Annotated in this window: 20 protein-coding genes; 16 read left to right on the top strand and 4 right to left on the bottom strand. The window is 69.9% G+C overall.

The genetic code is table 11. The features are described from left to right. Positions 1-50 precede the first annotated feature (50 nt). The 7 genes from E1181_RS14245 to E1181_RS14275 all read left to right on the top strand — a co-directional run bounded on the left by E1181_RS14245 (position 51) and on the right by E1181_RS14275 (position 6,624). Positions 51-239, top strand: a complete 189-nt coding sequence (locus tag E1181_RS14245; protein WP_093424246.1) for an MbtH family protein — start codon at positions 51-53, stop codon at positions 237-239. Next, positions 239-1,624: an MDR family MFS transporter gene (locus tag E1181_RS14250; RefSeq protein WP_132674909.1), complete on the top strand. Its 1,386-nt coding sequence runs from the start codon at positions 239-241 to the stop codon at positions 1,622-1,624. The genes E1181_RS14245 and E1181_RS14250 overlap by 1 nt, the downstream gene beginning before the upstream one ends. Positions 1,625-1,722: 98 nt before the next feature. Beyond that, positions 1,723-2,550, top strand: a complete 828-nt coding sequence (locus E1181_RS14255; RefSeq protein ID WP_132674911.1) for a siderophore-interacting protein — start codon at positions 1,723-1,725, stop codon at positions 2,548-2,550. A gap of 90 nt (positions 2,551-2,640) precedes the next feature. Continuing rightward, a complete protein-coding gene (locus E1181_RS14260) occupies positions 2,641-3,945 on the top strand; it encodes a lysine N(6)-hydroxylase/L-ornithine N(5)-oxygenase family protein (protein ID WP_132674913.1) in 1,305 nt (434 codons plus the stop codon). A gap of 137 nt (positions 3,946-4,082) precedes the next feature. Next, positions 4,083-5,132 (top strand): LLM class flavin-dependent oxidoreductase, encoded by a 1,050-nt coding sequence (locus E1181_RS14265; RefSeq protein WP_132674915.1) that lies wholly within the window; start codon positions 4,083-4,085, stop codon positions 5,130-5,132. A 164-nt stretch (positions 5,133-5,296) separates the two neighbouring features. Further along, positions 5,297-5,686, top strand: a complete 390-nt coding sequence (locus tag E1181_RS14270; RefSeq protein WP_132674917.1) for a DUF3817 domain-containing protein — start codon at positions 5,297-5,299, stop codon at positions 5,684-5,686. Beyond that, the gene (locus E1181_RS14275; RefSeq protein ID WP_132674919.1) at positions 5,683-6,624 is read left to right on the top strand and encodes a heme o synthase; all 942 of its coding nucleotides are present in this window, start codon (positions 5,683-5,685) and stop codon (positions 6,622-6,624) included. The genes E1181_RS14270 and E1181_RS14275 overlap by 4 nt, the downstream gene beginning before the upstream one ends. 1 nt (position 6,625) lies before the next feature. Here the strand turns inward: E1181_RS14275 and E1181_RS14280 are convergent, their stop codons facing one another. Then, on the bottom strand, positions 6,626-7,249 hold the full coding sequence (locus E1181_RS14280; protein WP_132674921.1) for a maleylpyruvate isomerase N-terminal domain-containing protein: 624 nt from the start codon (positions 7,247-7,249) through the stop codon (positions 6,626-6,628). Positions 7,250-7,380: 131 nt separating this feature from the next. Here E1181_RS14280 and E1181_RS14285 point away from each other — a divergent pair, with 131 nt between their 5' ends. The 3 genes from E1181_RS14285 (at position 7,381) to E1181_RS31445 (ending at position 10,293) form a co-directional block, all read left to right on the top strand. Beyond that, positions 7,381-8,991, top strand: a complete 1,611-nt coding sequence (locus E1181_RS14285) for a GTPase-associated protein 1-related protein (protein ID WP_132674922.1) — start codon at positions 7,381-7,383, stop codon at positions 8,989-8,991. A 229-nt stretch (positions 8,992-9,220) separates the two neighbouring features. Then, on the top strand, positions 9,221-9,829 hold the full coding sequence (locus tag E1181_RS14290; protein WP_132674924.1) for an Rv1733c family protein: 609 nt from the start codon (positions 9,221-9,223) through the stop codon (positions 9,827-9,829). Between the two features lie 293 nt (positions 9,830-10,122). After that, positions 10,123-10,293, top strand: a complete 171-nt coding sequence (locus E1181_RS31445) for a hypothetical protein (RefSeq protein WP_165944625.1) — start codon at positions 10,123-10,125, stop codon at positions 10,291-10,293. A gap of 4 nt (positions 10,294-10,297) precedes the next feature. Here E1181_RS31445 and E1181_RS14295 read toward each other — a convergent pair whose 3' ends face one another. After that, positions 10,298-11,629, bottom strand: a complete 1,332-nt coding sequence (locus E1181_RS14295) for an MFS transporter (RefSeq protein WP_132674926.1) — start codon at positions 11,627-11,629, stop codon at positions 10,298-10,300. Positions 11,630-12,041: 412 nt separating this feature from the next. Between E1181_RS14295 and E1181_RS14300 the strand changes: the two genes are divergently transcribed. Then, a complete protein-coding gene (locus E1181_RS14300; protein ID WP_132674928.1) occupies positions 12,042-13,640 on the top strand; it encodes a FadD3 family acyl-CoA ligase in 1,599 nt (532 codons plus the stop codon). Here the strand turns inward: E1181_RS14300 and E1181_RS14305 are convergent. Further along, entirely contained in the window at positions 13,615-14,637 is a 1,023-nt protein-coding gene (locus E1181_RS14305; RefSeq protein ID WP_132674930.1) for an acyl-CoA dehydrogenase family protein, read from the bottom strand. The genes E1181_RS14300 and E1181_RS14305 overlap by 26 nt on opposite strands. Positions 14,638-14,799: 162 nt before the next feature. Next, complete coding sequence (locus tag E1181_RS14310; RefSeq protein ID WP_132674932.1) at positions 14,800-15,048, bottom strand: zinc finger protein; 249 nt, start codon at positions 15,046-15,048, stop codon at positions 14,800-14,802. 182 nt (positions 15,049-15,230) lie between these two features. Here E1181_RS14310 and E1181_RS14315 point away from each other — a divergent pair, with 182 nt between their 5' ends. The 5 genes from E1181_RS14315 (at position 15,231) to E1181_RS14335 (ending at position 19,683) form a co-directional block, all read left to right on the top strand. Then, positions 15,231-16,103 carry a helix-turn-helix domain-containing protein gene (locus E1181_RS14315; protein WP_235876764.1) on the top strand — a complete coding sequence of 291 codons (873 nt, stop codon included), beginning with the start codon at positions 15,231-15,233 and terminating at the stop codon, positions 16,101-16,103. Between the two features lie 27 nt (positions 16,104-16,130). Further along, positions 16,131-16,331, top strand: coding sequence for a DUF397 domain-containing protein (locus E1181_RS14320; protein WP_132674934.1), 201 nt, complete (start codon positions 16,131-16,133; stop codon positions 16,329-16,331). 602 nt (positions 16,332-16,933) lie between these two features. Then, on the top strand, positions 16,934-17,332 hold the full coding sequence (locus E1181_RS14325; RefSeq protein ID WP_132674936.1) for a hypothetical protein: 399 nt from the start codon (positions 16,934-16,936) through the stop codon (positions 17,330-17,332). A gap of 33 nt (positions 17,333-17,365) precedes the next feature. Then, positions 17,366-18,934 (top strand): WXG100-like domain-containing protein, encoded by a 1,569-nt coding sequence (locus tag E1181_RS32570; protein WP_132674938.1) that lies wholly within the window; start codon positions 17,366-17,368, stop codon positions 18,932-18,934. Further along, on the top strand, positions 18,931-19,683 hold the full coding sequence (locus E1181_RS14335; RefSeq protein WP_132674940.1) for an ESX secretion-associated protein EspG: 753 nt from the start codon (positions 18,931-18,933) through the stop codon (positions 19,681-19,683). Before E1181_RS32570 ends, E1181_RS14335 begins: the two co-directional genes overlap by 4 nt. Positions 19,684-19,702: the final 19 nt, after the last annotated feature.

Genomic DNA, 19,702 nt, shown 5'->3' on the forward strand with positions numbered 1-19,702 from the left:
CGGTGTTTCGGGGAGGTCGAGTGATCGGTGGACCGAGGAGGAGCAAGGCGATGACGAACCCGTTCGAGGACCCAGACGCGCAGTACTACGCCCTGATCAACGATCAGGACCAGTACTCGCTGTGGCCGGCCGCGATCGAGGTGCCCGCCGGGTGGACCGTCGCGCACGGCCCGACCGACCGGCAGTCCTGTGTCGACCACATCGAGGTGCACTGGACCGACATGCGGCCCGCCCGCTGATGGCCACCGCGTTGCGCCGGGTGAACCCGCAGGTCGCGGTCTGCGTCTGCTACGTCGCGGCGATGTTCATGAACGGCATGGACGCCACCATCGTCAACGTCGCGCTGCCCGCGCTGGTCGAGGACTTCTCGGTGTCGGCGAGCTCGGCGTCCTCGGTCAACGTCGGCTACCTGGTCAGCCTCGCGGTGTGCATCCCGGTCTCGGGGTGGCTCGGCGACCGGTACGGCACGAAGCGGGTCTTCCTGTCCGCCTTCGGCGTTTTCGTGCTCGCCTCCGCGCTGTGCGGGCTGTCGGGCGACCTGCTGCAGCTGACGCTGGCCCGCATCCTGCAGGGCGCCGGTGGCGGGGTGATGAGCCCGGTCGCGCTGACCCTGCTGTTCCGCGCCTACCCGCCGGCCGAGCGGATCCGGTTGTCGCGGGTCCTGCTGCTGCCCACGGCGGTGGCCCCCGCGCTCGGACCGGTGCTGGGCGGGTTCTTCGTCGAGCACCTCACCTGGCGCTGGGGCTTCTTCGTCAATCTGCCCGTCGGCGTCGCCGCGCTCGTCTTCGGCGCGCTGCTGCTGCCCGAACACGTGGAAGCACCGGACAAGCGCTTCGACCTGCGCGGATTCGCGCTGGCGGCACCGGGTCTCGGACTCGTGGTCTTCAGCCTGGAGGGCATCGCCACCGGTGCCTCGGCGACCGTGAGCTGGCTGGCCGGTGCTGCCGGGCTCGTCCTGCTGGGCCTGCTGGTGCGGGCCCAGCTGCGCACCGAGCACCCGATGCTGGACCTCCGGCTGTTCGCCGACGACCACTTCCGCAGAGCGAGCCTGATCCTGTTCACCTGCTTGGTCGGATTCCTCGGCACGCTCTACGGGTTCACCTTGATGTACCAGGTGGAGCTGGGCGCATCGGCGTGGGAGACGGGCCTGGTGACGCTGCCGAAGGCGGTGGGGCTGATGATCGCCTCGCAGCTGGTCGGCTGGGCGCACCGCAGGCTCGGGCCTCGACCGCTGATCGCGGTGGCGATGTTCGGCGCGGCCCTGTCCTTCGCGGCGATGAACCTCATCGGACCGCACGACGTGTGGATGGCCGCGCTCGTCCAACTGGCCTCCGGCTTCTTCGTCGGGGCGGCCACGGCCGAGCTGCAGGTGGTCGCGTTCATGACCATCGACAAGACCGACACCGGCGGTGCGTCGACGCTGTTCAACGTGCAGCGGCAGGTGGGTTCGGCGCTCGGCGTGGCCATCACGGCCAGCGTTCTGGCGGCCTCCGGACCGGGCCTGGGTTCCTACCACTGGGCGATGTTGACCTCCGCCGGATTCGCGATCATCGGGGTTCTGCTGGCCCTGCGCGTGACGGAATCCGTGGTGCTGCAACGGGAACCGGTCCCGGCGGGGCGCTGAGAGATCTGAGCCACCGAGGGGAAGACAATCGTCCGATCTATGGTTAGGCTAGCCTTAACTCAATGATCGTTGGTGGAGCGGAAAGGAACGCATGGTCGATGGGTACTGCGGATCGACTTCGGCGCAACCGGCCCCCGGCACGTGACCTCGAGGTGCTGCGCACAGCCGAGCTGAGCCCGTCGATGCGTCGGGTCACCCTCGGAGGCGAGGAGCTGTCCGGCTTCCTCGACCAGCACACCGGACCCAACATCAAGGTCTTCGTGCCGCGACAGGGCCAGGACCGCCCGGTCCTCCCGCAGCTGGACCCCGAAACCGGCCGGTACAGCTGGCCGGAGCCGGAAGTCCGGCCGACCATGCGCACCTACACCGTCCGCCGCTACGACGAGTCGCGCGGCGAGCTCGACATCGACTTCGTCATGCACGGCGAGCACGGGGTGGCCTCCAACTGGGCGCGCCACGCCCGGCCCGGTGACCGCCTCGGCGTGATGGGCCCCGGCGGCAAAACCTGCCGGGCCGCCGACTGGTACCTGCTGGCCGGCGACGAGACCGCCATGCCGGCGATCGCCAGCATCGTCGAATCGCTGCCGCCCACCGCGCGCGGCCACGTGCTCGTCGAGGTCGACACCGCCGACGACCGGCAGCACGTGCAGTGCCCGCCGGACCTGCGGTGGACCTGGCTGCACCGCGACGGTCGCCCGGCGGGCCTGTCGCAGCAGCTGATCAACGCCGTGCACGGGCTGGACGTGCCCGCCGACGTCGACGTCTCCGCCTGGGTGGCGGGGGAGTCCGGCGTGGTGCGCGGCATCCGGCGGCACCTGCGCGACGAGCGAGGCATGGACGCCAAGTCCGTGCTGGCCATCGGTTACTGGAAGTACGGCATGGCCGAAACCGAGTACCACGACAAGCACAACCACGATCGGGACTGACCGACGCGGCGAAATCCGGCCTGAGCCCCGCGGGTTCGCCGGTACATCCACTCGCCCGCGAGTCGGGCACCGGCGAACCGAGGGGACGACGTGTCTGCGGCGCTGAACCAAGAGAAAGTCCACGACGTGCTGGGGATCGGCTTCGGGCCGTCCAACCTGGCGCTGGCGATCGCGCTGGAGGAGCACAACCGGACCGCGGGCAACGACCCCATCGACGGGGTGTTCTTCGAGCGCCAGGCGTCCTTCGGATGGCACCGGGGCATGCTCATCGAAGGCACGACCATGCAGGTGTCCTACCTCAAGGACCTGGTCACCATGCGCAACCCGGCCAGCGACTTCTCGTTCCTGTCCTACCTGCACGCCAAGGACCGGCTGGCCGACTTCATCAACCACAAGACCCTGTTCCCCACCCGGGTCGAGTACCACGACTACCTGGAGTGGGCGGCCGGGCGGCTCGACGATGTCGTGCGCTACGACTCCGAGGTCGTGGAGGTGCAGCCCGTCGACGAGCACTTCGAGGTCGTCGTCCGGCACGGCGGTCAGCTGGCCGTGCACCGGGCGCACAACATCGTCATGGCCGTCGGGCTCGAAGCCTCCTTGCCCGAGGGCGCCGAACTCGGTGAGCGTGTGTGGCACAACCTCGACCTGATGCACCGGGTTCCGGAGCTGACCGACCAGCCGAAGCGCTGCGTGGTCATCGGCGCTGGCCAGTCCGCCGCCGAGGTCACCGACTACCTGCATCGCACCTTCGCCGATGCCGAGGTGTGCGCGGTGTTCGGCCGCTACGGCTACAGCCCGGCCGACGACAGCCCCTTCGCCAACCGGATCTTCGACCCGCAGGCCGTGGACGACTTCTACGCGTCCTCGCCCGAGGTCCGCGCCAAGCTCATGGACTACCACCGCAACACCAACTACTCCGTGGTCGACCTGGAGCTGATCGAGGAGCTCTACGCCCGCTCCTACCAGGAGAAGGTGCGAGGAGCGGAGCGGCTGCGGATCCTCAACGCCAGCCGGCTCGTCGACGTCGACACCCGCCCGGACGGGGCGAAGGTGACCGTCGAGTTCCAGCCCACCGGGGAGCGCAGCGTCCTCGACGCGGACCTGCTCGTCTACGCCACCGGCTGCCGGCCGCGCGACCCCTACACGCTGCTCGGCGCACTGGCCCGGCACTGCGAGTGGGACGAGCAGGGCTCGTTGCAGGTCGAGCGGGACTACCGGGTCCGCACCACCGGCGAGCTGCCGGGCGCGGTCTACCTCCAGGGCGGCACCGAGCACACCCACGGCATCACGTCGTCGCTGCTGTCCAACGGCGCGGTCAGGGCCGGCGAGATCCGCGACTCCCTCGTCGCCCGCCGCACGACCCCCGCCCACGACTTCGCCCTCTCCCGCAGCTGAACCCCGCCCCGGCCTGCGCCATTCGAATTTCGCGCGAAATTCGAGCGCGAACTTTCGGACTCGAATTTCGCGCGAGATTCGAATGGCCCTGGTCACGGCGTGGAACAAGGTCGGGGGTGCGGGGGTTGTACGGCGTGATGAGTGCGAGTGAGGATCAGATTCGGGGTTCGGCCAAGGGCGAGGCCTCGGTGCCGTTGTCGGTGCTGGATCTGGCGACCGTGGGAGTCGAGGACTCGCCGTCGGTCGCCCTGGCGGGGACCACGGAACTGGCCAAGCGGGTCGAGGAGCTCGGCTACCATCGGATGTGGGTGGCGGAGCACCACGGGATGCCCGGGATCGCCAGCTCCTCGCCCGCGGTGGTGATCGCGCACCTTGCCGCGCACACGCGGACCCTGCGGCTCGGTTCCGGCGGCGTGATGCTGCCCAACCACGCGCCGCTGGTGGTCGCCGAGCAGTTCGGGACCCTGCAAGCGCTGCACCCCGGCCGGATCGACCTCGGGGTCGGCCGCGCGCCCGGCACCGACCAGGCCACGGCGCGGGCGCTGCGGCGCACCGAGGGGCCGCTGTCGGCGGAGGACTTCCCGCAGCAGCTCGGCGAGCTGATCGCCTTCCTCGACGACGACTTCCCGCTGGACCACGCCTACGCCGAGGTGCAGTCGGTGCCGCACGGCCCGCTGCCACCGGTGTGGCTGCTGGGCTCCAGCGGCTTCAGCGCGCAGCTGGCCGGGGCGCTGGGGCTGCCGTTCGCCTTCGCCCACCACTTCAGCGCGCAGAACACGCTGCCCGCTCTGGAGCTCTACCGCGAGTCCTTCCAGCCCTCCGAGGTCCTCGACGAGCCGTACTCGATGATTGGCGTGCAGGCCGTCGCCGCCGACACCGAGGAGGAGGCGCTGGACATCGTCCGGCCGATCGCGCTGAGCATGCTCAAGCTGCGCCAGGGCGTGCCGGGCAAGCAGCCCACCCGGCAGCAGGCGCGCGACTACCCCTACACCGAGCTCGACCAGGCGTTCGTCGACCACTGGCTGGCCGACGCCGTCCACGGCACCCCGGACGCGGTCCGGGCCGGGCTGGAGGAGCTGCGCGAGCGCACCGCCGCCGACGAGCTCATGATCACCGCCAATCTCCCGGACGCGGAGACCAAGCTGCGCTCGTTCGAGCTGATCGCGAAGTCCTTCCGGATGATCTGACCCGGGTCTTCCCTGGTCAGAGGACCGCGGGTCCAAGCGGAGTGTGCCTGGCCACTCTATGCCGAGGTCGCGAGCGGGCGCGTGTTGCGCGTGTCGTACGGTCTATTGACACCGGTGTTGCAGGTGCCCGGTGTGTGGGCACGACGCGGGATTGAGGGATTGGCGTGAAGCCTGGTGTGCTGATCTTCTACCGGATCATGGCGTACGTCACTGCCGTGCTGCTGATCCTCTTGTGCGCCGCCATGGTGCTCAAGTACGGGCACTTCCTCGGCCTGTGGCCCGAAGGTTCGGCGACGCAGCAGACCGGTACGACGTGGGTCACCACGATCGGCATCGCGCACGGCTGGCTCTACATGGTGTACCTGCTGGTCGCCGTCGTGGCCACGACGCAGCTGCGGGTCCCGATGGGCCGGATGCTGCTAGTGCTGCTGGCCGGGACCATCCCGTTCGGCGCGTTCTTCGCCGAGCGCAAGGTCGTGCGCTGGCACGAGCTGCGGTTGGCGGGCAAGCCGATCGTGCAGCCGCAGACCGCGGAGGAAACAACCGCCTCATGACAGCCATCCCCGAGTCAGTGAACCGGTCCGAGCAGCCCGCGCCGGAGAAGCCGGTGCGCCGCCGCACGGTGCTCGGCGCGTACTTCGCGCTCACCAAGCCGCGCGTCATCGAGCTGCTGCTGGTCACGACCATCCCCGCGATGTTCCTCGCCCAGCGCGGCATCCCGTCCCCGTGGCTGGTCGTCGTCACGCTGCTCGGCGGCGCCATGTCCGCCGGGAGCGCCAACGCGCTCAACTGCGTCGCGGACTCCGACATCGACGCCGTCATGGACCGCACCAAGAAGCGCCCGCTGGTGCGCTACGAGGTGCCGCGCCGCAGCGCGCTGATCTTCGGCATCGCGCTGGGCGTCGTGTCGTTCCTGGTGCTGTGGCTCGGGGCGAACCTGCTGGCCGCCTCGCTGTCGACGGCCGCGATCCTGTTCTACGTCTTCGTCTACACGCTGGTGCTCAAGCGCCGCACCTCGCAGAACATCGTGTGGGGCGGCGCGGCGGGCTGCATGCCCGTCGTGGTCGGCTGGGCCGCGGTGACCGGGAAGGTCGAGTGGCCCGCGATCGTGATGTTCGGCGTGGTGTTCCTGTGGACGCCGCCGCACTTCTGGTCGCTGGCGATGAAGTACAAGGACGACTACGCCCGCGCGGGTGTGCCGATGCTGCCGGTGGTGGCCACCACCAAGCAGGTCTCGGCGCGCATCCTCGCCTACAGCTGGGCCACCGTCGGCTGCACGCTGCTGCTGTTCCCGGTCACCAGCTGGGTCTACATCGCGCTCGCCGGTGTGTCGGGCGTGATCTTCCTGGTGGTCGCCCAGCGCCTGCACAACAACGCCCGCAAGGGCCTGGCGCTGAACCCGATGAAGCTGTTCCACCTGTCGAACTCGTACCTGACGCTGGTGTTCGTGGCGATCGCGGTGGACGCGGCGCTGACGCCCGTGATCGGCTGACTCAGCGCATCACGGGGAACACCGGGGCGTCGCCGCGTCCGGTCGCCGCGTCGATGAGGGCGACCGGATCGGCGGTCTCGGCCAGCAGCCGGATCGTCACCTTCAGCGCTTCACCGGCCATCGGACCGGGCATGTCGCGGTCCAGGGCGGCGGCGATGTCGAAGTAGTGCACCACGCCCTCCATCACGAAGATCCGCAGCGCCTCGCGCGCGGGCACCACCGCGAACCCGCCGTAGTGCACGGTCCTCTCCAGGTCGGCCTCGCGGAGCCGGTCGATGGCCTGCGGGGCGACGGTCGTGAACTGGGCGACCAGCTCGTCGGTGGACATCGTCTGCGACCGGGTGGTCGCCGACTCCTTGAGCAGTTCCGCGGACTGCTCCGCCACGCCTCCCGGGCGCTGCATGAACGACAGCAGGTCGGCGGCGTCGTCATGGCTGACCGGAGCATCGGGGGAGGGGGCCTCGACGCCCGCCAGGGTCGCCGACGGGAACGGGCTGCAATGGGTGTAGACGTCCTTGACCGTCCAGCTCGGCAGCCGCGTGGGACGGGTCCACTCGTCCTCGGTCAGGTCTCCGCCCAGTCGCGCCCACACTTGCCAGGTCTGGTCCAAGGCGTCGATGATCATGCTTCTCCGATCGGCTGGAAGGACTCTTCTCTTCGGCCTGAGGTACCCATTCACTCACGAGATGTCGGGTGACGCGGATAATCTTTCCGGGTGTTCCGGTGTTGATCGACGACGAGACGCGGGAGCGTGCGATGAGCGGAGGTAGTCCGGCGGAGCAGTCGCCGGAGCCACCGAGTACCGGCGAACCGCCTCAGGCCCCGGCCAGGCGCTGGGTGCCGCGCGTCCTGACGCCGGATTCGGTCGAGGCGGTCAACGTCGTCGAGCTGGCCGACGAGTTCGCCCGCACCCGGGGCGAGCCGCACGCCGGCCCGGCCGACCGGCTGGCCGCGGGCGTCATCGTGCTCGGCGAGGCGCTGGCGACCGAGGACTGCGCGCTGGTCGCGGCCTGGCTGCACTCGGCGCCCGCCGACGTGCGCGGGCCGGTGCTGTCGGCCCTGCTGGCCGCCGAGCCGCCGCGCGAGGTGCTCACCGATCTGGCCGCCGAGCACGCCGGTCGCGCTCGGATAGCCCTGCTGCGCTGCGAGATCGCCGATCTGGTCAGCGGATCCCAGGTGTCCGAACCGGTGCCGCTGACCTCGCACCCGTGGGGTGCGGACGAGGCGGAGGAAGCCCGGTCGCTGCTGGCGGAGGCCGCCGCGGAACTCGTTCCGGAACGCGTCGACCTGCTGTTACGCACGGCCACCTGCTTCGGCGTCGACCTGCCGCCGGACCGCTTCGCCGCCGAGCGGTTCGCGGGCTGGTGGGCCTCGCACCCCGAAGCCGGGCTGGACCCGGCGGCGTGGCCCTGCGGCGACGAGCTGGTCGCGCTGCTGCGGCAGACCCTCGGCGAGCGGCTCAAGCACTCCGACGTCGTTCTCACCGCCGTGAACGAGCACTGGTGGCCGCTGCTGCGGCACACCGCCACCGACCCCTTCGAGCCGCTGGACGCCGCGGTCATCTCGGCGGCGGTGCGCGCCAAGGGCGACGCCCGCCGCGAGATCGTCGACCTGTTCGCCGACCGGCTGCGCGATCCCGATCTCCCCGACACCCCGGAGGCGGTGCTGGCCGCGCTGTTCAGCGCCGCACCGCCCACTGTGGACGAACTGCACCGGCTGATCGGCGCGCTGCCGGCCACGGCCATCACCGAGTCGATCGCGCAGCGCGCGTTCTCGGTGCTGAGCAAGGCCAAGGTGACCGCCCGCCACCTCGACCTGCTGCGCGTGCTGAGCCACCACCTGTGCGCCGACCAGCGCGAACTGTGGTCCGAGGACGGCCGGGTGCGCTCCTGGGTGGCCGCGTTCTCCCGGGGTGCTGAGGTCGGCTCGTTGGACGAGGTGTCCGAGCGGGTGCTGCGCGCGCGGTTGCCCGAGGTGGTGACCGCGTTGCTGGCCGCCGAACCCCGCGCGGCGGTGCGCGCGATCGTCTCGGCCGGTCAGGTCCTGCAGCGGCTGCTGATGCGCGAGCTGCCCTCGGTGTGGAACGACGAGCGGGCCGAGGAGTCCCGGCGGGACCGCGCCGTCGCGGTGGCCTTCGTGCTGGCCTGGTCGGACACCGCGACCGCCGACGTGCGCACGGCCTACGACCGCGAGCTGGAGCGCTGGGCCCGCAGCGGCAGGCGTGCCGATCACCGGCGGATCAGCAAGCTGCTGCGCGTCTCGGCCGCGGATCACGCCGCCGGTTGGCACGAGTGGTTGCAGGAGATCGTCAAGACCCCGGCGGAACCCGAGCGCGCCTCTCGCAAGTGGTGGCAGCGACGCCGTTGAGTGTCTGGACCCGTTCAGCGGTCTCACTGGAAAGGGTTCCCGTACGGCTGAACGCATGACACCGAGGGTCAATATCGGACATTCGTCGCATCGATAGTGTATGACCGGTCACGGTGCGATAACGATCGACGTTCCGAGCGGGATACTCCTCGTGGGTAGTCATCGCGCAGGGCCACCACCGCATCACCGCCGGTGCCCGCGCCGAAGGAATTCCACGGGAGGTTCGCTCATGGGGGCGGCGCTCAAGGCGCACGCGGCATGGCTGGTCAACGCGCTGGGCATCGGGCGGAACCCGCTGCGCCGGCCGATCGACCGGCTCGCCGCCGGGCTCACGTTAATGCTGCTGATGGTCGCGATGATCGCGGTTCCGGTGGCGGGCATGGTCGCCGATTCCACGCACCGGGACCTCTCCGAACGCGCCGAGCAGGCGGCCCGCACCAGTCGTCCGGTGACCGCGGTGGTCGTGGCGCCGCCCTCGTTGAGCATCCCGGTCTCCGAGGTCTACAGCCAGGACGCGGTCAGCTCCACGGCCGAGGTGGCGTGGAAGGCGGGTCTGCACGAGCAGCGTTCCCGCGTGCAGGTGCCGTCGTCGGCGAAGGTCGGTGACGACGTCGAGGTGTGGGTCGACGAGCAGGGCTACCGCGTCCCGCCGCCGCCCGACGAGGGGTCGATCACGGCTTCGGCGGTGTTCGCCGCCCTGCTGCTGCTGGTGGTCCTGGAGATCGGGAGCTTCGCGCTGATCGGTGCCGTGCAGGCCGGTGCCCGCCGGATCGCCATGAACGCCTGGGCCCGCGAGTGGGATCACGTGCAGCGCGGAGGGACCTGGTCGCAGCGCTGACCCTCCGTCTCCGCCGGTGCGCGGAGCCGCTTTTCGGTCACCCTTCGTCGCCGTGAACTTGAGGATTCGTGGCGGCAACGTTATCGATGAGCGACACCAGCGTGCGCTGCCTTCACCCGGTCGGGTTAAATGTGGCCGCCGAACTTGTCAGTGGGACCTGGCGCTGTGTTTGGGTACCCGCGTGGATCTCCACAACGGAGTAACACCTTTGACGAGCCGGTTGGTGCCGAGACCGGCACGTCATCGCAGGGACGAGGACACTCGCCCGCTGACGATCATGAGGGGATGCGGCAATGGGGGAGCAGCAGTCGACCGAGACGGCGGAGAGCGTGCCGATCTACGAGGAACTGGCCAACGAGCTGTGCGATCCGGCCGGCACGACGTGGCAGTTCTCGCCCGTGCCGTCCTTCGCCGAGGAGCTGGCCGAAGCGCTCGAGAGCGGCGAGGCCGCGGTGGCGAGCTGACCGCTCACCGCTGGACGGTCTCCGGCGCGGTGATGTCCAGGTCCTTGGTCTCGCGGGAGAGCGCGAACGCCACCAGCGAGATGAGCGCGGTGATGATCATCCACACCGCCACCAGCCAGCCCGTTCCTCCGCCCTGGATGACCAGCGCGGAGGCGACCAGCGGGGAGAACCCGCCGAGCGCCGCGCCGATCTCGCGGGACGAGGCGAACCCGGTGTAGCGCACGCGGGCGCCGAACAGCTCGGCGTAGAACGCGGGCTGCACCGCGATCATCGGAGCCAGGCCCAGCCCGGCGGCGACCACCAGCGCGGTCCAGATCAACGCGGGCTGCTGGGTGTCGAGCAGGGCGAAGAACGGGAACGCGAACAGCCCGGTGAAGATCACGCTGAACAGGTTCAGCGGTTTGCGGCCCACCCGGTCCGACAGCGCGCCGTAGAGCGGTTGCAGCACGATCACCACGAACGTCGAGGCGATCACGCCGGTGAGGCCGACCCAGCGCGGCAGGTCCAGAGTCTCCTGGACGTAGGCGACGCTGAAGGTGGCGTAGATGTAGACCACGGCGGTGTCGCAGATGTGCGCGCCGATGCCGATCAGGAAGTTGCGCGGGTAGCGGCGCATCGCCTCGAACACCGGCAGCTTGATGGTGCGGCGATCGGCCGACATGCGCTCGAACACCGGGGATTCGGCGACCCGCAGCCGCACGTACAGCGACAGCGCGATCATCACGAAGCTGAGCAGGAACGGCACCCGCCACGCCCACGCCTGCACGGCCTCGTCGCCGAGGCTCTCCACCAGCAGGAACGACACGGTTCCCAGCAGGAGCCCGATCTGCACGCCGGTCTGGGCGTAGGAGCTGAGGTAGCCGCGCCGGTGGGGCGGGGCGTGCTCGCACAGCAGCGTCGAGGCGCCGCCGAACTCCGCGCCCGCGCCCAGGCCCTGGAGGACCCGCAGCAGCGTGAGCAGGACCGGAGCCCAGACGCCGATCGTCTCGTAGGTCGGCAGCAGGCCGATGAGCCCGGTCGACACGCCCATGACCAGCGTGGTGAGCACCAGCGTCGCCCGGCGTCCGACGCGGTCGCCGAGGTGCCCGAACAGGAAACCGCCCAGCGGCCGGATGGCGAAGCCGACGCCGAAGGTCGCGAAGCCGGCGATGGTGCCGACCGCGGGGTCGCTGGTGGGGAAGAAAAGCTTGTTGAACACCAGCGTGACGGCGAAGCCGTAGATGAAGAAGTCGTACCACTCCAGGGCGGTGCCGACGACGGAGGAGGTGACCACGCGCCGGAGTTCTCGCGGCTGCGTGGGCGGGATCTGCTCGGAACCGATGGCGGCGCTGCTCATCGTCACTCCTCGATGCACCAGGGCGTGAAAAACCCCTGCGGGCAACGGGTTCCGCGTTGAACCCAGTTGGTGAGGTATGCCCGCAACCGCCCTGTCCGGGTCATTGGCGGCAATCGTGCCACGGCGGATGCGGAAGACAAACCCTCCGCTTGTCTCGTGGTCCCTTCGTAATCGCCCCGTGCCCGCCCTGCTCCGAACGCGCGCGCTCGCTGGGCCGAACGTCGGGGTGGTCGCATCGTCGACGTCCGTCGGCAGTGGGCGGTTTTGGCCTGAACCGTTCGTGGTCAACGTCCGTCTCGCCGGGTCGATCCGGACCAGAACCGCCCCGCCCCGAGGGGCTACCAAGCGGCTGCTTGCTTGGGTAGGCTCCGTCCCGGGTTCGCGACGTCGGTGTCTGACCCGGGAGGACGAGATGGCTCGTGCGCAGGGCGTGGAGTCGATTCCGGCTGCGGTCCGGAACGCGGCGGAACGCTTCGGCGAGGTCGAAGCGCTGGTGGACGGCCCGGTCCGGCTGACCTTCGGTCAGCTCGCCGAGCGCGTCCGGGAGCTGGCGCGGATGTTCGCCGCCGTCGGCGTCCGCCCCGGCGACCGGGTGGCCCTGAACTCGCCGAACACCCACCACTGGGTGCTGGCCGCCCTCGGCGCCTCCTGCGCGGGAGCGACGCTCGTGCCGGTCAACACCCGCTTCACCGGCGTGGAATCGGCGGACCTGCTGCACCGCAGCAAGGCTCGCGCCCTGGTGGTGGCCGACGAGTTCCTGGGCGTGGACCGGCTCGCGGACATCCACGAGGCCGCCGGCGAGGGGCCCGGCGAGGTGGTCGCCGGATTGCCGGAGCTGCGTGCGGTCCTGCGCGTCCCGGTCGGCACCGCGTCGCCGGCGGGACCCGGCGTGCACGACTGGGACGAGATCGGCGAGCTGGCCGCGAAGGTGCCGGAGTCGGAGGTCGAGCGCCGCGCCGACGCGGTCACCGAGGACGACCTCGCCGACGTGCTGTTCACCTCCGGAACCACCGGTCGCGCCAAGGGCGTGATGTCGCTGCACCGCCAGACGCTCGGCGTGGCCAGGGCGTGGGCCGAGTGCGGCAACGTCCGGAAGGGCGACCGATATCTGCTGGTCAACCCGTTCTCGCACAGCTTCGGCTACAAGGCCGGAATCCTGGTGTGCCTGCTGACGGGCACGACGATGGTCCCGCAGGCGATCTTCGACGCGGCCTCGATGCTCGACGTCATCGACACCGAGCGGATCTCGATCCTGGCCGCCGCCCCCACGATCTTCCAGACCCTGCTGCACGCGCCGGAACGCGGCGACCGGGAGCTGCCGGGACTGCGCCTGGCGGTCACCGGTGCCGCGACGGTGCCGGTCGCGCTGGTCGAGCGCATGCGCTCCGACCTGGGCTTCGACACGGTGCTCACCGCCTACGGGCTGACCGAGGCGGTCGTGGCCACCATGTGCCGTCCCGGGGACGACGCCGAAACCGTCGCCCGCACCTGCGGTCGTGCCGCCGCCGGTTTCGAGGTGGCGGTGGTCGACGCCGACGGCAACGACATGGCCCCGGGGCAGGCGGGGGAGGTGGTGCTGCGCGGCCCGAACGTGATGCGCGGCTACCTCGACGACCCGAACTCCACGGCGCACGCCATCGACCACGACGGCAGGCTGCACACCGGCGACATCGGGGTCCTGGACGAGCGCGGCTACCTGCGGATCACCGACCGCCTCAAGGACATGTACGTCTGCGGCGGTTTCAACGTCTACCCGGCCGAGGTGGAGCAGGCCCTGGCCTACCTGGACGGGGTGCGGGACGTGGCGGTGATCGGGGTGCCGCACGAACGCCTCGGCGAGGTCGGCAAGGCGTACGTGGTCGGTGACGATTCGCTGACCGAGGAGTTGGTGCTGGCCTTCTGCAAGCAGCGGCTGGCGAACTTCAAGCTGCCGCGCTCGGTGGAGTTCGTCGGTGAGCTCCCGCGCAACGCCTCCGGCAAGATCCTCAAGCGGGTTCTCGCGGAGCGGTGAGCCGGTTCAGCAGCGCAGTCTTGATCGACGGCCGCGAGCCGAACAGCAGCAGGAAGGTGGCCTCCCGGACCAGCCGCTGGGCGTGACTGCCGGGCAGCACCGATCGGCTGCCGTGGTGCACCGCGGCAGCCGAGGCCGCCCGCATCGCGAGCTCCGACGCCTGCGCCCGCACCTCGGAGAGCTCCTCGTCGGTGGCCGTGACCAGCTTCGATCGCGTGGCGTCGAGCTCGCCGGGCAGCCCGCCCGCGTCGTCGCCGAGCAGCGCGATCGCCCGCCCCGCCACGCCGAGGGCGAGGGCGCCGTTGAACCGCACGGAGCTGGAATCGCCCTTGAGGAAATCGGCTTGCGGCACGGTCGAGGCGATCCGGTCGCGCGGCACGAAGTGCCTGTTGAACCGCAGCGTCACGGTGCCGCTGGCCCGCACCGCCATCAGGTCCAGCGGTTCGGCGTGCAGCGTGTCGGTCTCGGCGACGTCGAGCATCGCGAAGATCAGGGTGTCCTCGGAGTTGCGGCCGGCGACCAGCAGCGAGTCGACCATGCCCCAGCCCGTGAACCAGGGCGCGGTGCCTTCGAGCAGGTATCCGCCGACGACCGGCGAGGCGCGCAGCGGCGCCGGCCCCGTCCGCAGCGCCGACGCCAGCGCGATCCCGCCGCGGCGCTTGCCCGCGAGCAGGTCGGACAGGTAGTTCTCGCGCAGGTTGCGGTTCTTGGTGGTCTCGGCGGCGTTGAGCACGCCGTGGTGCTGGATCCAGACGAACGTCGTGGTCAGGCAGCCGCTCGCGAGGACTTCGATGAGCCGCAGCACCGACGCGAGGTCGCCGACGTCGAGCGTGGCCAGCTCCTGGGACGCCGCGAGTCCGTAGAAGCCGCGCTCGGCGAGCAGGTCCAGGTGGCTGTCGGGGACCCGCTCGGCGGCGTCGACCTCCAGCGCGGCGGGGAAGAGCACGTCCTCGGCGATCTGCCGAGCATCCTGCAACGCGGGCGACTCCGGAGTCATCCCCCCAGTTTCCCCGAGTCCCCACGACCGGCACGACAGGGCTCGGCCGACCGCTCGTGAGTGGGGGACCGGGCGGTGCGGTGGGAGGTGGCGCACCGCCCGGTCCGGTGGGCTCGGCGTCGTGTCGGGGGCGCGTCGGCGCCGAGCCTGGTCTTCGCGATTTCAGGGGTGTTTCGGGTGCGTCGGCATGGGGACGTCGGCGAGGCGGTGGGCCGCGACGTTGCAGTCGGGGCAGGTCGGCCAGAACCAGGCGAAGGTCGAGTTGTCGGCGTGGACGTCGTCGCCGCAGAGGGCGGTGATCTCCGCTTCGTCCGGCCAGCCGCCGGGAGGCCGCGCTTCACCTATCGCGTGTCGTCGGCCGTCCCCGGGGACCCAGCTGAACGGGTGCGGCCGGTACCTCGATTCGCCCATGCGCGGCGCCTCCATCTGCGGTGATCTCTGCTGGTTGCGACGTGGGCCACAAGATCAGCTCCACATGAGTGAAGGTATTGCATGTGTACACATGCGCCAATTACCGAACTGGGTGAACGCAATGTGGGCACTCCTGTTGCAGGATGATCAGCAGTCAGATGCGCAGCCAGGGAGTGCGAGAGATGGTCGAAGAGCACGAGGACGGGCCGGGGCCCAACCTCCGGCGCCGCGAGCTCGGGCGGGAGCTCCGCCAACTGCGCGAGCAGGCGGGCAAGAAGGTCGCCGACACCTCCAAGTACGCGGGCTTGACCGTCACCACGATTAACCGGATCGAAGGCGGCAAGCAGGTCATCCTGCCGCGCAACGTGCGCCTGCTCTGCCAGTTCTACGGCGTGGAGGCTCCGCTGTCGGACAACCTCGTCCGCCAGGCCGAGGAGTCCAACGAACGCGGCTGGTGGGCGATGTACTCCGACACCATGCCGGAGTGGTTCGAGAAGTTCGTCGGCCTGGAATCCGACGCCGACGAGCTGTGGAACTACTCGCCGATCGTGGTGGACGGACTTCTGCAGACGCCCGAGTACGCGCAGGCGATGTTCGGGGTCAGGGCGTCGGCCGTCGACGAGCAGACGCTTCAGCGCTCCATCGGCCTGCGAAAAGCCAGGCAAGACCGGGTCAACTGCGAGAAGAACCCGACTCGGCTGCACGTCGTGCTCGACGAGGCCGCGCTGAGGAGAGCGGTCGGCGGCGAGGAGGTTCTCCGGAACCAGCTGCGCTACCTCGTCACGACGGCCGCGAAGCCGAACATGACGATCCAGGTCATGCCGTTCGCAGCAGGAGCGCATCTCGGTCTGCAGACGCCGTTCTCGATGCTCCGGTTCCCCGAGGGTTTTGACGACATGGATGCCGTGTACGTCGAAAACCTCAGGGGTGGTGTCTGGCTGGAGCGTCCGAACGACATCAAGCACTACACCGAGGTCTTCGAGCAGATGCGTGCCGAAGCGCTCACTCCTGCCGAATCCGTGGAGTTCATGGATAGCCTTGCGTCGTCCCTGTGACACACCTGCGAAGGGGAGGACGCGAAGATGAACGAGCTGGCGGGCGCCGTGTGGCGGAAGTCGAGTCGGAGCACCGATCAGGGGCAGTGCGTCGAGTTGGCGCAGAACCTGCCGCACGTCAGCGGTGTTCGTGACTCGAAGGCTCCTGAGCAGGCCGCTTTAGCCTTCTCGAAGAAGCGGTTCGCGGACTTCCTGTCAGCCGTCAAGGCGGGCGAACTCGACGGCTGACCTCGCGCGGCCCCTGCCTTCGCGGCGGGGGCCGTGTTGTTTGCCGGAGGCGAGTGCGCCATGGTCGCGTCGAAGAGGGTTTTCGGTACCACCTAGCCCGAAATCCACGAGCAGTGGTATTCCGCCCCGTCGAATCCAGCGCGCCGACCAGCAGTTGTCCGCTTTGGGAAGTGTCGAATCACGAACCCGAGATACTCGAACTCGGATCACGACATCGCGCGGTTCGACCTGACGAACATCCAGCGGATGCGCGCGGAGCCCGCAGCATCAACGCAGGGCTGCGGCATCGCTCCTACCAGCGGGAACGATGCCGAAATGCGGCCGGGACGAGCCTGACCCCAGAGGACGCGGTCTCGTGAAAGCATCCATCCACTGTGGATCTGAATTCTGCCGGAGCGCCGGATGAATCGTGCCGTCGCGGCATGGTTCATACGGTGAGTCGTCTTTCTCGTCACAGTTTTCGGCGGCTGAGGTAAACAAGTGATCACGATGCGTCCAATATCGCCTGCCGTTCGCGGCGTCTGGTAAGTGTTGTGTCGTGGGGATGTTGATGACCGGCGCCATCGGGTAGGTGCCGTTGTCCTTGTTTTTCCGGGGGAGAGATGAACGAGCCTGACGAGCAGGCGTCTCAGTCGCTCGCGGTGTCCACGGCTGCCGTGGCTGCGGTGCGCGATGCCGTGGAGTCGTTGGACCTGAAGCTGGACCCGGAGGCGGGAGAGTCGATCCGCTCCGCCCTGGACGAGCGCTTGAACTCGGTCGACTCCTGGTTGTCGCAAGCGCGCAACCTCGCCCGGCAGGCGCCGCTGGGGCAGAACCCGGTGGGCGCGGCGATGGCGGAGAAGTTCGCCGGCCGAGCCGAAGGTGGCGAGCACTCGCTGGTCGCGGTTCTGACGCGCTACCGGGACGTCCTCGTGGACGCCCGAGACGCGATCGAGAGCGCGATGCGCACTTACCGGGAGACCGACCAGCGCGTCGCGGACTCCTTCCAGAAGCTCATCTGATCCGCCTGGAATCCAGGCCGAGGAGAAGAGAACATGCCGCAGGACTCACCCGACCTCGCGTTGGTGGAGACGCAGAACTGGGCATCGCGCAGCCACCGCGAGCTCTACGACGCTGTGCACATCGAGAACGATCCGGGCCGCGTCGGTCAGCTCGCCGACGAGTGGACCAAGCTGAGCCGCGCGATGGCCGAGTCCGCCGACCGGATGTCCGAGCAGCTCCGCGCCACCGAATCGGGCTGGCAGGGCGAGGCCGCTGACGCCGCGCGATCGGCGATCGAGAAGCTGGCGAACTGGAGCCGCGACGCCGGGGAATCCGCTGGTGCGCTGGCAGATCGGGTCTCGGAGCAGGGCCGCGTCATGGAGACCGCGAAGGCCGAGATGCCCGAGCCCGTCAAGGGCGCCAAGGAGCTCCACGCGACCGTCGCGCAGACCTTCGCCGCCGGTGACCTGGAGTCCTTCACCAAGGCGATGGGGGACCTGCGCGCCAACCAGGAGCGTTCCTCCAGCGCGCACGAGCAGGCCGTGCGGGTGATGACGCGGATGGAGGAATCCTCCCGCGCCATCGACGGCGACACCCCGCGCTTCACGCCGCCACCGGACCCCATCGAGGAGCTGAACCCCCCCAAGATGGTCCGGTCCGTGGCCGCGACGGAGGCCAACGGGGCGGGCGAAGCGCCGACCCAGCAGCAGTCGGCGGCCGGGGGCGCCGAGGCGACGCAGAAGATGACCAGGCCCGCATCCGCACCAGCCGGTCAGCCGACGGCTCCGCCGCTGGCCGCGCAGACCGGACCCGCTGGGGTCGGGCCGGACGGAATGCCGCTGGCGGCGCAGACCGGCCCCGCCGGGGCCAACGCGCCGACGAAGAAGATGCAGATCCCGAAGATCGGCGGCCCGAGCTCGATGGATTCGCCGACGATTCGGGCGAATCCGGTCAAACCCGCGGCCAGCGCCCCGAATCCGAAGCCTCCGTCGCTGGAGGACTACAAGCCCAAGAGCACCACCTCGCAGAACGCGACCTCGTTCCAAGGCGGCGACAGGCAGACCGAGAAGACCCAGAAGCTGCGGCCGCACCAGGGACCGGACGGGGACGTCTTCGGTCCGGGCGGGCGTCGTCCCGGCAAGCCGAACAACCGCGACGGCAACCGGAACTGGGGCGGGCAGATCCCGCCGATCCCGAACACGACCGGCCCGAACGGCGAGATCCCGCCGATCGGCCAGACGAAGGCGGCCGGCGGAGGCTCCCTCGGCGCAGGTGGTGCGGGCGGTCTGGGTGCGACACCGCCGCCGATGCCGTCCGGAGGTGCGGCCGGCAGCAGCATCACGCCCGGCGGCACGTCCGGCATCGGCGGGACGCCCGCCGGTGACCACGGCGGAGCCGGTCCGGTCCAGGGCGGCGGTGCCGCTCCGGGACAGGCCTCGGCAGGTGGTGCCGGCGGCATGATGGGCGGCGGCCCGATGGGCAACCGCGGTGGTCAGGGCAGCGAGGACGAGGCGCGCAAGGCCAAGTACGTCGAAGGCGGTCCCGTCGTCGAGGTCCCGGGCAAGGACCTCCCGCCGCCGGTGATCGGCGAGGGCAAGAAGAAGAAAAAGAGCGAGGAATGACGAACCCGGACTTCGTGCTCTCCGCGGCCGAATTCGACCTGGTCTGGGCCGAACTCGGACTCGGCAAGATCCCGTACCCGCTGGAGGTCCCGAGCCTCGGCGCCACGATGCGGGAACGGGCGGAACTCACCGCAGAGGCCTTCCGCTCGCTGGCGCGTCGCGGACTCGCCATCGACCGCGACCTCGACCCGAGGCTCGCGCACCTGCTGCGGTTGCTGGTCGACCACGACACGTCGGTGGACGTGATCGGACACCGCGATCAGCCCATTCGCGCCCTCGCCGCCGTCGCACCACGCAGCGGAGCGCTCGCGGAGCTGGTGGGAGACGAACTGCGGCTCACCGAGATCCGCCCCACCGCGCTGGCCCTGTCCGCCGTCGGCGTGCTGCCGCCGGGCGAAGCGGGCCTGCAGCGGGCGATCTCGGTTCCGGCCGAAGCGCTGTCGAAGGCCCTCGAAGAGGACGACGACGATCCCTTCGGCGGCGACGTGGACGAGGACGTCGCCCTGGTCAAGGCCGGGTTGTCACCGCAGGACGCGGCGACCGTGCTCGAACTCGCCAACAACCGCCGAGCAGGCGGCCAGTTCGGCGTTTCACGCGGAACACGCCGCTCGACAACCCTCGTGACCTGGTTCGACACCCACCAAGGCCGCTACCTGATGGTCAGCCAGGGCGCCTGGCTCAGCATCACCCCGGCCGACAACAAGAAGATCGAACACCGCCTCGCCGACGTCGTGGCCTCAGTCGCCTGACGACCGGAGGATTGGGGAA

Source organism: Saccharopolyspora terrae (genome assembly GCF_004348435.1).
In the GTDB taxonomy this organism is placed as follows: domain Bacteria; phylum Actinomycetota; class Actinomycetes; order Mycobacteriales; family Pseudonocardiaceae; genus Saccharopolyspora; species Saccharopolyspora endophytica.

What these genes read in the sequence shown, in the direction of transcription:
- E1181_RS14275 (WP_132674919.1), top strand. Translation starts at nt 5,683, where the DNA reads ATGACAGCCATCCCCGAGTCAGTGAACCGGTCCGAGCAGCCCGCGCCG.
- E1181_RS14245 (WP_093424246.1), top strand. Translation starts at nt 51, where the DNA reads ATGACGAACCCGTTCGAGGACCCAGACGCGCAGTACTACGCCCTGATC.
- E1181_RS14250 (WP_132674909.1), top strand. Translation starts at nt 239, where the DNA reads ATGGCCACCGCGTTGCGCCGGGTGAACCCGCAGGTCGCGGTCTGCGTC.
- E1181_RS14255 (WP_132674911.1), top strand. Translation starts at nt 1,723, where the DNA reads ATGGGTACTGCGGATCGACTTCGGCGCAACCGGCCCCCGGCACGTGAC.
- E1181_RS31445 (WP_165944625.1), top strand. Translation starts at nt 10,123, where the DNA reads ATGGGGGAGCAGCAGTCGACCGAGACGGCGGAGAGCGTGCCGATCTAC.
- E1181_RS32570 (WP_132674938.1), top strand. Translation starts at nt 17,366, where the DNA reads ATGCCGCAGGACTCACCCGACCTCGCGTTGGTGGAGACGCAGAACTGG.
- E1181_RS14325 (WP_132674936.1), top strand. Translation starts at nt 16,934, where the DNA reads ATGAACGAGCCTGACGAGCAGGCGTCTCAGTCGCTCGCGGTGTCCACG.
- E1181_RS14310 (WP_132674932.1), bottom strand. Translation starts at nt 15,048, where the DNA reads ATGGGCGAATCGAGGTACCGGCCGCACCCGTTCAGCTGGGTCCCCGGG.
- E1181_RS14305 (WP_132674930.1), bottom strand. Translation starts at nt 14,637, where the DNA reads ATGACTCCGGAGTCGCCCGCGTTGCAGGATGCTCGGCAGATCGCCGAG.
- E1181_RS14265 (WP_132674915.1), top strand. Translation starts at nt 4,083, where the DNA reads ATGAGTGCGAGTGAGGATCAGATTCGGGGTTCGGCCAAGGGCGAGGCC.
- E1181_RS14315 (WP_235876764.1), top strand. Translation starts at nt 15,231, where the DNA reads ATGGTCGAAGAGCACGAGGACGGGCCGGGGCCCAACCTCCGGCGCCGC.
- E1181_RS14335 (WP_132674940.1), top strand. Translation starts at nt 18,931, where the DNA reads ATGACGAACCCGGACTTCGTGCTCTCCGCGGCCGAATTCGACCTGGTC.
- E1181_RS14280 (WP_132674921.1), bottom strand. Translation starts at nt 7,249, where the DNA reads ATGATCATCGACGCCTTGGACCAGACCTGGCAAGTGTGGGCGCGACTG.
- E1181_RS14320 (WP_132674934.1), top strand. Translation starts at nt 16,131, where the DNA reads ATGAACGAGCTGGCGGGCGCCGTGTGGCGGAAGTCGAGTCGGAGCACC.
- E1181_RS14285 (WP_132674922.1), top strand. Translation starts at nt 7,381, where the DNA reads ATGAGCGGAGGTAGTCCGGCGGAGCAGTCGCCGGAGCCACCGAGTACC.
- E1181_RS14295 (WP_132674926.1), bottom strand. Translation starts at nt 11,629, where the DNA reads ATGAGCAGCGCCGCCATCGGTTCCGAGCAGATCCCGCCCACGCAGCCG.
- E1181_RS14300 (WP_132674928.1), top strand. Translation starts at nt 12,042, where the DNA reads ATGGCTCGTGCGCAGGGCGTGGAGTCGATTCCGGCTGCGGTCCGGAAC.
- E1181_RS14290 (WP_132674924.1), top strand. Translation starts at nt 9,221, where the DNA reads ATGGGGGCGGCGCTCAAGGCGCACGCGGCATGGCTGGTCAACGCGCTG.